This window comes from Methylomagnum ishizawai, from assembly GCF_019670005.1.
In the GTDB taxonomy this organism is placed as follows: domain Bacteria; phylum Pseudomonadota; class Gammaproteobacteria; order Methylococcales; family Methylococcaceae; genus Methylomagnum; species Methylomagnum ishizawai.
Window position 1 is genome coordinate 4,400,148 of record NZ_AP019783.1, and the last position, 14,133, is coordinate 4,414,280.

The following is a 14,133-nucleotide window of genomic DNA, read 5'->3' on the forward strand; positions in this document are numbered from 1 at the left end:
TATGGTTGATTGTGTTGACGCCCTACGGACTACGGTTTGAGTTTTGGCAGCAAATCCACATCGCGCATGGCCTCGCTGAACGCCAGCGGGCTTAATTCGGTGACGGAAGCCCGCTCGTCGCTGGCATCGCGCCAAGCGAACAGCTTCCCGAATTCATGGTCCGGTTCGCCCCACTCGGAGCCGCTGTAGCTATTCAACGAGTTGGCCTCCAAGATCACGGTCAAACCGCCAGTCACGGACTTGCAGAATACCGGGCCATGCGCCCGCCGTTCCCGCCGCCAACCTCGGTTGGCCAAGGCGTTGAGGGTGCCACCATTGACCTTCTTGCCCACGAAGCGGGTGACTTCACCGCTTTTTCGCTCGGCCTTGTTGGGCCGATACAACTCCCGGCCCAGCTGCTTGAACGGCTGGATGATTTCGTAATCGGTGAAGATTTGGCCGAAATTCCGGAACAGGTCTTCGGGCAGTTCCGCCGCCATCGCCAGGCCGATTTCGCCCTCGGCGGGCAACTCACAAGCCTCGTCGCGGTGGTCGGCGAGGCTGGAATCCTCCGCCACCCGGAAGGCTTCCACCCATTCGCCCTCCCGGTACACGCCCCATACCAGCCTCCGCGCCAGATGGCACATCACCGGAACCGGATGCTCCATGAACAGCATTCGGAAGGTCGCGGGGGTCCAGCGGCGGCGGCGGGTCATGGCTTTGGTTAGGCGTTCGATTTGCTGTTTGGCGATGGCCTTGGCGTCCTTCTTGAGCGCGTTGAAACGCTGGGTGGCGTCGCGGGCGGCTTCCGCAATGTCGCTTTGCACGGGTTTGGGCAGGGTTTTGAGCCGCGCCCCGGATTCATCCCGCACCCAAGGCCGCAAAGCTTCGTCGAAACCGACGCTGAACCGGCGCGGGCCGAAATCCAAAATCAAGGTGCCGTCCGCGCCCAGTCCCAAATCGGGCACCAACCAATCGGCCAGTTCCTCTTCCGACAACCCCCGCGCCGCCGCGATGTCGGCCAGCTTTTGCCGCGCCTGGGTCCGCAACCGCTCCGAGGCCGCCTTGTCGTCGGCGAGGGCGCTGAGCCGCTGCATCGCCACGTCGGTGCCGATGGCGACCAGCATATCCAATCCCGCCACGGCGCGGGCATGGGCACCGTGCTTCGACCATTCCACCAAGCGGGGCGTCAGACGCCGGGCGGTCTCGTCATCGCCCAGCAGGGCCAGGGCGGTCAAAACCCAACCCTCCTTGCTGGGTGTTCCGGCCACCCGCCAGGCCTCGAACACATCCCAAGCGAACCCGGCGAGGGAGTCGGGCTCGCACGCGGCCTTGACCTGTGCCAGTCCGGGATAGGGATCATCCAAGCGGCTGATGGCGAGCATCGCGCCCAGGTGCCCGACGGCGGAGAGGGGCAGGGCACCGCCGCTGCTCAGCCGGGGCCGTCGGAACGCGGTCGGCACGAAGAAGGCGGGCGGCTTGGGCATCTTGGCCGGGACGCTCCACAGCGGGTCGGTTGCGAGCAGGGCGTCCACGGCGGACGCGGCGTCGGTGCCATAGTCGGCGGCGATGCGGCGGATTTGCGCCTCGAAGCCCTCCGCCGCCATTCCCCGCAACGTGGTCCAGGCATCCTCGCGGGCGGCACCGGGTTTGCCCAGGGCGGACGGGATCAGGGCGGCCAGCGCGGTTTCGGGATGCAGGCGCAACCAAGCCAGGGCGGGGGCCTTGGCCTGCTTGAGGTTGCGGAAGGCATGCGCCGCCAGCGGTGCGACCCGTGGAGTGCGGAAGGGCAAGGCCATGTCCAGCCCCCGGCCCGGCCTGGCCTGGATGTATTCCAGCAGTTTGGGCAGGGCTGCAAAGCCACGTTGGGCGAACAGCGCCCGCAACACCTCGGGTTCCCAGCCATGCCACAACTTGGCGGGAATGCCCGCCCAAATGGCGTCGGCTACTTTGGGCGGCAGGATGGTCAAGGCGTCAGAGTGTAATTTGAGCAAATAAGCCGTGTATTCCAACGAATAAGCCCGGTCGAAATCGCTCGGATTGAGCGGCAATCCCGCCCGCGCCCGCGCTTGGGCCGCATCGGTGAGCGGGAGTTTCGCCAATCCCCACTCAATGCGGGCGGCTTCGGATTTGTCCCGCCAGTATCGCGCAATCTTCTCGTCCACGGCGCTTAGCCACTGCTCCCGCAGTCCCTCCGGCCAAACCAGCGCTTCCACTTGGCGGGGCGCGGCGAGGTCCAACACCGGCAAGGGCTTGGGCCGGTCCTTGCGGTTCCAGGGGGGATCGCGCAGCACTTCGGGCAGGGCTGCGGCGGCGGCTTCCTCCGGCGCGGCTTGGGGTTTCGCCAAACCGGCGTAACGTGCCCGCGCTTCGGGAGGGCAAGCGGCCAGGGCGGGTTCGACCGCGTCCGGCTGGCGTAGCGCGAGATGCGCCATCCAGGCTTCCAGCCCATCGGAACGGCCCAAGGCGGCGCGTTCCAGGGCGGAGGCCAGGCAGGCGGCGGGCCAGCGCTTGGCCAGTTTGTCCAGGGTGGCGCGGGACTCGGCGTCATCGAAGCGGGCCACCAGCGCGGCGATCATGGCGGGGATTCCGAGCCGGCCGAGACAGTCCAGCACGGGGCGCTTGTCCTTCTTGGTGGCCGTGATATCCAGCAGGGTTTCCAGCACCGGCAGCGCCTGATCCCCGTGCAGGTGGATTTGCAGCAGCACGCCCGGAATGGCGCTCTGGCCGCGCAGGACCGTGCGTTCCCGGTAATGCCGACAGGCCGTCGCCACCGACAAGGCGGCTTCGTCCAACCGCCATGCCCAGGGGGTCTGGGCCGCGGCGGCTTCGGCCCATTCCGCCACTTCGGGAAACAGGAAGCTGATGGTCCCATCCAATTCCCGGACGGCCTGGCCCCGGTGGCTTTCCGCCACTTGGCGGGCGGCGCGGTAGTCGGCTTCCGGTGCCGCCGCCAGGGCGTGCCGCAGGCGGCGGTATTCTTTGAGCAGGGGGAAACGCTGTTCGAGCCGGGCGTTATTCCATTCTCTTTGGTCGTGGTCGATGTAATTGGTTTTGGTCGAGGCGATGAATTCCCGCCAGATATTCAGAAAGACTTCGGTCGTGAACGGCAGGGAATGCAGGGCCAAACTGGTCCGGGCCGCCCAGAGCAATTGTTCCTGTTGCGATGAATAATGGGGATAGAGGGCGGCGCACTGACACACCAATTCCCGCCAGAATTCCGGTGACGCCGCCCTGAGCCGGTCGGGGGCCAACAGGTCCGTGATCCGCGCTTCGGTCCAAGGACCGCTATCGTCGATGTCCAGATGCCGGGCGAGCGCGCTCCACACCGTTCCTTGCCGCGCCTCCCACGTCGGTTCGGTGAATCCATACGGTAATTCCCGGACGAAGGGATAGGCGGGAGCGGGCGATGCCGCGATGAATTCCGGCACATGGACGCCCCGGACGATGGGCAGTTTGGCACGCAGGTCGTCGGTCCATTGAAAACCACCGGTGGGCCAGTCGATGGGTTGGGAAGCGGTCATGGAGGTTTTCCTTTGTTGTTGATTCTTCTGAAAAAGCCAGTCATAGGATGGGTGGAGCGCAGCGTAACCCATCCTATAAATCAGGGTTTGAGCGGTGCCAGCAAATCCGTATCGCGGATGATCTCGCTGATCAGGATCGGATCGAGGCTGGCAAGGTCGATCAGGCCGTTCTTATCCCAAGTGCCTTGGCGGCGGACCAAAATGCCGGGGATGGTTTGTTCCGGCTCGTAACTCATCTCGCCGACGATGGTGCCCGGCTCTATCCGCAATTCGGCTTCCAATCCGCCGGGCAGGCGCTTGATGAACTCGCCCACCCAGCCTGCGTCCTGCGCCTGGCCGCGCTCCCAGCCCTTGTTCACCAAACCCATCACGCTGCCGGTGGCGACCTTTTTATCCTTGAAACGCTCGATAAGACCGGCGCGGCATTCCTCGTCGGTGGGGGCGTAGGTTTCCCGGCCCAGTTGCTTGAACGGCTGGATGATTTCGTAATCGCCGAAAACTTGGCCGAAGTCGCGGCGGTCGTCCTCCGGCATTTCCAAAACATGGGCCAGACCCACCTCTACCCCCTCCGGCAGCGGGTAGGCGTCGTCGTGGCGGTCGGCCAAGCTCAGGTCTTCCGCCACCCGGAACGCCCCGGCGAATTGGCCGTCGCGGTACACGCCCCACACCAAGCGCCGCGCCAGATGCCGCATCAGCGGATGATCCAGGAACAAGCGCCGGAATTCCGCATCGGTCCAGCGGCGGCGACCGCACATGGCGAGTTCCAGGCGGGTGACTTGCAGGCTGGCGATGGCTTTGGCGTCTTTCTTGATGGTTTTGTAATGTTCAACCGCCGCCCCCGCCCGCTCGGGGTCGTCGCCCTTGTTGGGCTTGGGCAAATCTTTGAGGCGGGTGCCCGCCCCGTCCTTGACGAAGGGTTTCAGCGCCTCGTCGAAACCCACGGAGAACCGGCGCGGGCCGAAATCCAACACCGCCGTGCCGGTGTCGTCTAGCCCCAAATCGGGCACCAAGCGGTCGGCCAGTTCCTCGGCGGTGAAGCCCCGTGCCGCGGCCACCTGGGCGATTTTTTCCCTGGCCCGCTCCTGCAAACCCTTGAACTTCACTTTCTGGGCGATGCCATTGAGGTGCATCAAGGCCACGTCGGTGCCGATGGCGGCGAGGATGTCGAGCCCGGCGACGGCGCGGGCGTGGGCGGCTTCGCCGGGCCATTCGCGGATTTTCGGGGCGAGGCGGCGGGCGGTTTCGTCGTCGCCCAAGAGACCCAGCGCGGTGAAGGCCCAAGCTTCCTTGCTCGGCGCGGCGGCGGCCAGCCAAGCCTCGAACACATCCCAGGCGAACTCGGCCAGGGAGGCCCGGACGCAGGCACCCAGCACGGTGTCCAATCCGGCATAGGGTTCGTCGAGCTTGCCCAGGGTGAGCATCCGGGCCACATGCTCCACGGCGACGAGCGGCAAAGCGCCCCCATCCACCAGGATCGGGCGGCGGAAGGCGGCGGGCACGAAGAAGCCGGGTAGCTTGGGCATTTTGGCCGGGACGATCAGGGCCGGATCGGCCCCCAGCAAGCGCTCGACCGCAGCGGTGGCGGCATCGCCGTAAGTGGCTGCGATGCGGCGGACTTCGGCCTCGCAGCCGTTTTGGGCCAGCCAGCGCAGGGCGTATTGGGCGTTGTCGCGGGGCTGGCGGTCCGCGCCGAAGGCGGGGGGAATCAGGGCGGTGATGGCGGTTTCGCGGTGGGCGCACAGCCAAGCGATGGCGTGGGGACGGGCTTTCTTGAGGTTCTTCAGGGCGTGGGCGGCGAGGGGTGCCACGCGGAGCGAGCGGAACGGTAAGGTGTGGCGCAAGCCATATTCGGGATTGGTCGAGACATAGGCGAGCAGGCCAGGCAAACAATTGAGTTGATAACGCTCGACTATGGCCGACAGCGCATTCTTTTGCCAATCATGCCACAGGTTGGCCGGCAGGTTATTCCAAACGGCTAATGCGACCGGATCGGGCAACCACAGCAACATTCCGAGGTTTGGGTAATGGTAATCCCTTTGTTCTAGGTCATCGGAAGTAGGTGGAATCCCTGCGAGTACACGCTTGTGGGCGGAGTCCTTAATATGGAATTCGCGTAAGCAAAACCTTTCCACGGTCAGCCCCGGTTCCGTCCGTTGCAATTGGTTGAGGAGTGGCTGCAAGTGTTCGTCTGACGATTTGGCCACTTGCCATTTTTGCTGCAAACCTTCTGGCCAGAGCATCTCATCCGGTTGCTCCGGCGTCACGAGCGCCAAGGTGGGCAGAGGTTCGGGCCGCTGCTTCCATGTCCACGGCGGATTCCTCAGCAATTCCGGCAAGGCTTCCGGCGGGGCTTCCTCCGGCTGGGCCAATCCGGTCAGCAAGCCTTGGAACCGCTCCCGCTCGACAGCGCCGCAAACGGCCAGGGCGGGTTCCACACAGTCGGGAAAACGCAGCGCCAACCGCGCCGCCCAGCCTTCCAAGCCGCGATCATGGCGGGCCACGGCGTGTTCGATGGCGGTTTTCAGGGTGGCGGCGGGCCATTCCCCGGCCACATCGTCTAGCGCCAACCGGACTTCCTTGTGATCGAAGCGGCTCACCAGGGCCGGAATCAGGGCCGGAATCCGCATCCTCAGCAACAGCTTCACGAACTTGGCCGTGTGGTCCTGGGTACCCGCCTTATCGACCAGCATTTCCAGGAAGGGAAACGCGGCCTCGCCATGCAGATGGACTTGCAGCAAGGCAACGGGGGGCGTGCGGTAGGCGTTCACGTATTGGCCCCGGTGATGGCGGCAGGCCATTTCGACCGACATCACGCAGTCATCCAGCCACCAACCCATTTCATGGCTGCCCGGTTGCGCCACGCAATCCTCGGCCCACTGGCGCATTTCCGGGAAAACGTAGCTCACCACGCAGTCCAGTTCGAGGGCGCGGCCCCGGAAACCCGCGGCGATTTGGCGGGCGGCGAGATAGAGTGCCTCCGGGGCGGCGGCCAAGGCGTGGCGCAGGAATTCATAGGTGGAGCGCCTGACATACCCATTATTCTTGCCGCTGGCGGTTTGCGCCAACCACAGCAAAAGCTCGGTGGCAAACGCCGGGGAATGCAGCGCGCAGGCGGTCTTTGCCGCCCACAGTAGATGCTGTTGTTGGTTATAGTCGGCCCGGCCCGCGCATTGAACGATCAATTCGTGCCAATACTCGGGATCATCGCCCCGCAGCAACGCGGGCTGCAACCGCGCCAGGGCGTCGGCTTCCGTCCAGCGGGCCATGCCCGTGGCTACGATGGCTTGGGTGAAACTGATCCATTGTTGTTGCACCCAATTGAGCGTATGGGGGCTGTTTGCCGTGTCGGCAAAGCTGGGTATTTCCCGCAGCGGGTCGCCGGGCTGATCGAATTCGGGGACGTGGATGCCGCGGATCACCGGCAATTGCTTGCGCAGGCCGTTGTCCCAGAGGAAGCCGCCGCCGGGCCATTGGATGGCGGAAATGGGGGATGTGGCGACGGGGGGTTCGGGCTGGACCGCTTCCGGTGTGGGTGGCGTGGGTTGGGGATCGACCGTGGCGGGTTCTGGCTTTTGGATAGGCTTGGGCGTGGGCACCGGGGCTGCCATGCCGATGGCGGCGATTTCCCGATAGCCCTTGCCGGTCTTTTCTTTGACGAGCTTGGCCGCCTCCGCCGATGCCGCCGCGTTCGATGGGAAACGCTTGGTTTTGGTTTGACCATTCGTGCCGATGCGGCCAAACGTCACGGTCAATTCCACATCCTCGACTTGGATTTGCCAGAATTTGCGGGATGTTCCTTCTATCAGCTCGAAACGGCGCATGGATGTCTCCTGCTTTTGGATTGCAAACGGCTGGGGAGATTGTAATACCGATATAAACGGTGTCCGCTGTCCCACTGTGCTTTATGGAAACCCGATACAAGAAGCCTCCGCACCCTGCACCTTAAAAGAACGGTTATAGAGGAGGGTTGTCAGCCGAAAGCGGGTTTCTGCCTTGGTCGATTCGGTGACGCGGCAGACGACCGCAATCGACCGACCGGCTCCCTCGGTTCGTCCACGGTGGTGTTCGCTGCAGTTTCGGGCGCAGCCCGGCCGTTTGGCTCAAATAAGGATATGGCCGAAATTAACTTCCCGACTTCGCTGCGAAGCAGGCCGAGCCGTCGGATAACGTAGGGATTGGCGAATCGTGGAGATGAGTGGGGCTGATGGGTTACGACGAAGCCATCGAGACGAAGATGCGGCGGTTGTTCGAGAGGCTGTCGGAGAAGGACCGGCGGAGATACGCGGGGATCGAGGCGGCCAAGCTGGGGCACGGCGGCACGGAGTACATCGCGGGGCTGTTCGGGCTGGACCCGAAGACGGTGCGGCGGGGCCTGGCGGAACTGGAAACGGAGGACGACCCGGAAGCCGGGCGGGTCAGGAAAAAAAGGCGGGGGCCGGAAAGAGGCGGTTGAACGGCGTCCGAGGCTGGAAGGGAACTTCCTCAAGCTGCTGGCGGAGTTCACGGCGGGCGATCCGATGCGGGAAGGTGGTGCTGTGGACGAACCTATCGCGGCGTGAGATCAGCCGCCGCCTGGCGGAGATGGGAAGCCCGGCGAGCCGCCACACGGTCCGCAAGCTGATGAGGCGGCACGGCCTGGGGCAGCGCAAGGCGCGCAAGAAGAAGTCGCTGGGGGCCCATCCCGACCGCGACGCGCAGTTCCGCAACATCGCCAAGCTCAAGGCGGGATACTTGGCGGCGGGCGATCCGGTGCTCAGCATCGACACCAAGAAGAAGGAATTGATCGGCAACTTCGCCCGGGAGGGCCATACCCATACCCAGGTGCCCGTCGACGTTCTGGACCATGATTTCCCCAGCGCGGGCGAAGGCAAGCTGATCCCGCACGGCATCTATGATTTGGCGCGGAACGAGGGCCATATCTACCCCGACACCCGCCACGACACCAGCGAGTTCTGTTGCGACAGCATCGCCCATTGGTGGGAGCGGCATGGCCGCCGGAACTATCCCGGCCGCCGCCGGTTGCTGCTGCTGTGCGATGGGGGCGGCAGCAACGCCTCCAACCGGCATGTGTTCAAGGACGCCCTGCAATGGCTCGCCGACCGGCTGGGAATCGAAATCCGCGTCGCGCATTACCCGCCGTATTGCTCGAAGCACAACCCCATCGAGCACCGGCTGTTCCCGCACATCACCCGCGCCTGCCAGGGCGTGGTGTTCCATTCCGTCGCCATCGCCCGGCAATTCATGGCGCGGGCCAAGACCTCCAAGGGATTGAGGGTGACGGTGGATATCCTGGCCGGGACCTACGCCACGGGGAAGAAGTGCTCCGCCGACTTCCTCGAAACCATGAGGATCGTCTTCGACGACTTCCTTCCCCGATGGAACTACCGCGCCATTCCCATGGCTATCTGATTCCGGGAAGTTATTCCTGGCCAAATCCTTAGCGAATATCGGGTGGGAATTCTATACCGCGCATCACTTTGAATCGCACCCGTTAGAAGCTGTCTGGCAAAAAGGAATTCCTGTAGAGTCAAGCCCCCCGTTGAATGCGAATTACGAGCTACTCCCTTCCCGCCCTAAGACCACCCACTTTTTGGCAGGCGGTAGATATGGCTGAGAATGTTCTTGACCTGCTGGGGTGTTTGGGGAGTGGCCTGGGCCAAGTGCCGATGGACGCGCTCGGCCCGCTGCTGGACCGTCATGGCATGGGGCAGGTGGTAGAGGGAGTTCTTCCTGACGAGGCGGATGAGGTATTCGGCCGGGTTGAACTTGGGGGAGTAGCCGGGGTGTGGAGGAAGTGCACGGCGATGCCCTGGGCCAGGGGGATTTCCGCCAGCAACTCGGCCAGAGCGGCCTTCATGGAGTCGTTGTGGATGGAGCAGTTGTCGAGGATGAACAGAATCCTTTGGTAGTCCAGGCTGGCGTAGCGCAGGACGATCAGGGCGATGACGTAAACGGCGTTCGGGGTTTTGGCCTGGGGTTGGAAGTCCACGGTGGTCTGGCCGCTGCCCAGGTCCAGGGCCAGGAAACCGTTCAGTTTCTCCCGCCGCTTCTCGTTGCTCGGCGGCGCCGGGGCGGTGTTCTTCTCCGCCCAGGCGTAGTGGGTGCAGGTCGTGGACAGCAGCGCGAACTCGTCGAGGGCTACGAGGGCGGTGCCGGGGTCGGCCTCGGCGGTTTTTTTTCGAGCGCCTCCACGAAGCCGGCCCGCTCGGCGGGCTGGGCGGGGCCGTAGTCGCGGTGGGCGCGCTGGTGGGAGAGGCCCAGTTCGTCGAAGATTTCGTAAAGCCGGTTGGCGCTCAGCGGCAGGCCCCACTTCTTAACGAGCAAACCCTGGACGTGGGCCGCCGTCCATTGGTAACTGTCGATGCCATAGTCCGCCGGCGTCTTGTGGAGCAGGATGTAGCGCAGGACCTTGCGCCGCTGCGGGTTCAGGGCTTGCGGGCGGGGCCGCCTTTGCGGGGCCAGCAGGGCGTCGAAGCCACCATGCAGGTAGCTGTCCAGCCACTCCTCCAGCGTCTTGCGCTGGACTCCCTGGCTGCGGCAGACCCCGGCCATGCTCTCGCCGTCCCACAGGGCCTTCAAGGCCAGCAGCCTACGCCGTCGGCTTTGCTGCTGGTGGCGGTAGAACAGCGCCTGCCACCGTTCGCGGTCCTGCGGGGCCAGCCGTTGGATGCGGATACAGCGGTTCATCGTGCCTTTCCCAGTCCAGTTCGATTGCCTATAAGCTTAGTCGTTCTTTAGACGGGAAGGGAGTAGGTGGGTTTTAACGGATAAACAAAGGGGATTGGTGAATAACCTGCTTTTGGGCTTTGATCCGTTGTTGTGGCTGTGCCAAAGGTTTTGCCACTCTGTGCCAAAGATCGTGCGGCGCTACGGGACGCGCCGAGGTTGTTGGCCGTGAAGTAAACGGGGTTTCACGCGGCGTGAAACCCGCATAATGAAAAAAGCCTTGCGGTTTCCCGCAAGGCTTTGATATTCATGGTGGGTCGTGCTGGATTCGAACCAGCGACCACTGCATTAAAAGTGCAATGCTCTACCGACTGAGCTAACGACCCCTCGAAGGCCGCGCATTATAATGACGCCCTCCCCATTGTTCAAGCCTTTGCCATCCACCATGTCATCGCTCCGACTCCGCCCCCTGCCTTGGCTCGCCCTGCTCCTCGCCTTCTCCCTCAGCGGCTGCGTCTGGCTGCGGCTATTGGAGCTCAAAAACCAACTGACCCAGTTCGACCGCCATTTCCGGGTGGAAGTCGCCGACCAGCATTTCATCCTGCACCTGCGCGACCCCGTGCTGCTCAGCGAGGACTTCACCGACCTGACCAAACTCAAGCCCAGCCGGGTCGGCATCCTGCCCCAGGGCTACCGCTGGTTCCTCGACTTCGCCCACGACCCGGCGGCGCAGCCTCAAAAAGACCAGCGCTTGATCTTCGCCATGAGTTTCACCCAGGACGGCAAGTTGAGCGCCTTCGATTTTCCGCCCCTGTTCCTGCAAATGGCCCCGGTGGCATTCCTGGAAGCCTCGATCCGCTCGCTGGGGCTGGGCAAGGTCGATCAGGGCAAGCAGCAATTGAAGGTCGACCCCGAGGATTTGCCCAAACTGACCGGGAAGCTGCCCAGCCAGAAAGCCATCCTCGACGCGCTGGGACCACCGACCGAGCGCGCCACCCAGGACGGACTCCAAGTCCTGCTGTACCGCTTCAAGGCCCAAACCACCCCGGTCGATCCCGATTACGAAAAGCGCCGCCTGGCCGAGGCCAAGCTGTTTTTCGATCCGGCCAAGGACGAACTGGTGCGGTTGTCGGGCCGCTTCGTCGGGCTCAAGATCGCCATCGACTACCGCAAACTGCGCCGTCCCGAAGATGAAAAAACCGCCGCCCGGCAGGACTGAATCCGCCCGCCCCGGCGGACCCTCTTGGCGCGGCGCTTGCTCATACCGCCGTTCCCATCCCGCATTCTGGTCAGGAGCCCCGCGAACCATGCCGAATACCGCCTTTGCCCACCCCGGACCGGACCACCGGCCCGTGGCCGCCCCCTGGTTACGCTGGACCTTGTTGTTCGGCTTCGCCGCCTTGATGAACGGCTGCGCCTCCTGGCTCCTGCCGTTCGGCGAATACTCCCCGCCGGAACCCCTGGAACAGGAAGCCGAAGCCAATCCCGCCGTCCACGACCTATCCCGCCATCGGTTCGCGCTGCCCAAGGACGACAATATCGTCGGCCAGCTCGGCGTGGTCGAGGTCCGGGACGGCGACACCCTGCCCGATATCGCCCGCCATTTCGGCCTGGGCTACGAGGAAATCGGCACCGCCAATCCCGGCCTCGACATGTGGGTGCCCAGGGCGGGAAGCCGCGCCGTGTTGCCCCTGCGCTTCGTCCTGCCGGACGCGCCGCGCAAGGGCATCGTGGTCAACCTGGCGGCGATGCGCTTGTTCCTGTACGGCGGCAAGGGCGGCGAGGTCGTCACCTATCCGGTGGGCATCGGCAAGGAAGGCCGCTCGACTCCCACCGGCGACATGTACGTGGCCCGCAAGGCCGAGAAGCCGGTCTGGTACGTGCCAGAATCCATCCGCCGCGACCACGAAAAGCGCGGCGACCCACTGCCGGCGGCGGTGTCGCCCGGTCCCGACAATCCGCTGGGCGCGTATGCGATGTACCTGAGCAAGCCCAGCTATCTCATCCACGGCACCAACAAGCCCTACGCCATCGGCCTTAGGGCCAGCAACGGCTGTTTGCGGCTCTACCCCGAGAACATCGACCTCTTGTACCGGCAGACCCCGGTGAAAACCCCGGTGCGGATCGTCAACCAGCCCTATCTGTTGGGTTGGCACAAGGGCCAGCTTTATCTCGAAGCCCACGAACCGCACGAGGAATTGAACGCCAAGGCGCTCCAGGCCACGCTACAGGCCAAGCTGAAGGAAATAGAGAAGAAGGGCCACGCGCTGGATTGGCCCAAGATCGAGGCCACGGTGGCGGAGGCGCGGGGGATTCCGGTGCCGGTGTTCGCGCATACGCCCGGCGTGGAGCAATTGGCCCGCCAAGCCGTGCCGCTGACACTGCCGGAACAGCTCTACGGCCAGCCGCCGGTGCCGCGGAACCCGACCCACGACGGCTGGTATGTCGAGGCGCTGGAAAGCGGCGACGCGCTCACCGCCCAGCGCACGGCGGCGGTGCTGAACCATATGGGACCGCAGATTCCGGCGCGGGCCGTGGCCTTGCCGGATGGCAACCAACGGGTGTTGGCGGGACCGTTCGAGGACGCCAAGCGCGCCCAGGCGGCGGCGCGGCAGATGCTGCTGGACCTGGACATCAAGGGGAAGATCATGCCGCCCCAACCGCAGCGCTTGACCTCGAAGTAAACCGCACCGCCCTGCCCGGCCCGTCCGGTGCCGGGGAGGGCGGATGGGAAGGCCGCTACCTGCCGCCGTCCTTTTCGCACATTTCGGGGGTCTTGCACTGGTCGGCGGTGCCCGCGAGCGGGGTGCATTGGGCTATCGCCATGCAATGGTTCATCGAAGGATGCCATTGGGTGACGCCGATCTCGCATCCGCATTTGTCGATGCCGCCCGCCCCCCCGTTGCTGCCGCTGTTCGAGGCCGAGGCGGGCTTTTTCTTGCTGACGGCCACTTCCAGGAGGAAATTGACATCGTGCTTGTTGTCCGGGTCCTTGGCGTCGCCGCCGACCGCCACGCTCAAATAATTCTGCCCGCCGGGCCGGAGTTTGAACTTGCCGGTCACGTTCGCGGAATCCAGGCTGCCCTGGGCCAGATACGCCGTGGCCCAGCCATTGCTCTGGCTGGCCTTGCCGTTGAAGGGCGCGAGCTTCCAGGCCCAGAACTTGGGGGAGGTTTGCAACTGGCTGGGATACCAGTGCAGGTGTATCCCCGCATCCTGCCGCCCCTCGAACACCGAGAGGGCGGGGACCAGATCGTCCTCGGTGGCGACGCCATCGCCATCGTCGTAGCGCTTGGCGGTGATGGAGACCCAGACATTGCCCATGCCGCCTTTCTGTAAGGCGTTCAGGTCCAGCACCACCCAGCGCGAATGCATGCTCCAGCCGTAGCATTTGCCGGCATCGACCCCGCCGGCATCCGCCATCAAGGTCTTGACATTGTCGGTGTCGCACCAGGACATCGATTTCAGGGTCGGCACGATCTGCGTGAGGCTGTTCTTCGCGGCGTCCGCCGCCTGGTCGGGATGGGTGATGTTGTCGCCGGTCTTGAGGGTGGCCGCGGTGCCTTTTTTCGCATCCAACTTGCTGAAGACGATGTTGGCCACCCATGGCCCGGTGGGCGAGGCACCGGTGCCGGGATTGACGGTGTTGTTGCTGAAGCCGATGCCGTTGCCGCCGTAGATTTCGGCGGCCCCCGCCGCGGCCGGTGCGAGGCAGGCCAAGAAGGCGCAGGCCAGTTTTCCGAGTTTCATTGTCGTTCTCCCGATTCGCGGGAATCCCCGCATAGGCATATTAGTTCGCACTAAATCACTCAAACTATATGCCACCGGACCGCATCCTCAGGCATCGCACGCGGCGTCTTCCATCCCAACAACCGTATGGATGGCATGGTTATGTGTCCGATCCCGCAAAATCGCGGGATATGGCGCATGAACGATCCATCGCCGCCGCAACAGCCCCGCCGCC

At 64.2% G+C, this 14,133-nt stretch carries 9 protein-coding genes and 1 tRNA gene; 3 read left to right on the forward strand and 7 right to left on the reverse strand.

The window, feature by feature from the left end; genetic code table 11:
* Positions 1-29: 29 nt before the first annotated feature.
* Complete coding sequence (locus tag K5658_RS19845; protein WP_221064789.1) at positions 30-3,503, reverse strand: DUF4132 domain-containing protein; 3,474 nt, start codon at positions 3,501-3,503, stop codon at positions 30-32.
* Between the two features lie 80 nt (positions 3,504-3,583).
* Positions 3,584-7,324 (reverse strand): WGR and DUF4132 domain-containing protein, encoded by a 3,741-nt coding sequence (locus tag K5658_RS19850; protein WP_221064790.1) that lies wholly within the window; start codon positions 7,322-7,324, stop codon positions 3,584-3,586.
* A 370-nt stretch (positions 7,325-7,694) separates the two neighbouring features.
* On the opposite strand from K5658_RS19850, the gene K5658_RS19855 reads away from it, so the two are divergent.
* Positions 7,695-8,912 (forward strand): ISAzo13 family transposase, encoded by a 1,218-nt coding sequence (locus tag K5658_RS19855; protein ID WP_246628515.1) that lies wholly within the window; start codon positions 7,695-7,697, stop codon positions 8,910-8,912.
* Positions 8,913-9,076: 164 nt separating this feature from the next.
* Here K5658_RS19855 and K5658_RS24025 read toward each other — a convergent pair whose 3' ends face one another.
* The 4 genes from K5658_RS24025 to K5658_RS19870 form a co-directional block, all read right to left on the reverse strand.
* Entirely contained in the window at positions 9,077-9,202 is a 126-nt protein-coding gene (locus K5658_RS24025; protein ID WP_281425917.1) for a hypothetical protein, read from the reverse strand.
* Positions 9,199-9,624 carry a hypothetical protein gene (locus K5658_RS19860; protein ID WP_246628664.1) on the reverse strand — a complete coding sequence of 142 codons (426 nt, stop codon included), beginning with the start codon at positions 9,622-9,624 and terminating at the stop codon, positions 9,199-9,201. The genes K5658_RS24025 and K5658_RS19860 overlap by 4 nt, the downstream gene beginning before the upstream one ends.
* A gap of 17 nt (positions 9,625-9,641) precedes the next feature.
* Entirely contained in the window at positions 9,642-10,190 is a 549-nt protein-coding gene (locus K5658_RS19865) for a helix-turn-helix domain-containing protein (protein ID WP_221063835.1), read from the reverse strand.
* A gap of 289 nt (positions 10,191-10,479) precedes the next feature.
* Positions 10,480-10,555: transfer RNA gene (locus K5658_RS19870), tRNA-Lys, on the reverse strand.
* A gap of 59 nt (positions 10,556-10,614) precedes the next feature.
* Between K5658_RS19870 and K5658_RS19875 the strand changes: the two genes are divergently transcribed.
* Positions 10,615-11,388 carry a hypothetical protein gene (locus tag K5658_RS19875; RefSeq protein ID WP_221064791.1) on the forward strand — a complete coding sequence of 258 codons (774 nt, stop codon included), beginning with the start codon at positions 10,615-10,617 and terminating at the stop codon, positions 11,386-11,388.
* Positions 11,389-11,476: 88 nt separating this feature from the next.
* Positions 11,477-12,853 (forward strand): L,D-transpeptidase family protein, encoded by a 1,377-nt coding sequence (locus K5658_RS19880; RefSeq protein WP_221064792.1) that lies wholly within the window; start codon positions 11,477-11,479, stop codon positions 12,851-12,853.
* Between the two features lie 55 nt (positions 12,854-12,908).
* Here K5658_RS19880 and K5658_RS19885 read toward each other — a convergent pair whose 3' ends face one another.
* A complete protein-coding gene (locus K5658_RS19885; protein ID WP_221064793.1) occupies positions 12,909-13,919 on the reverse strand; it encodes a hypothetical protein in 1,011 nt (336 codons plus the stop codon).
* Positions 13,920-14,133: the final 214 nt, after the last annotated feature.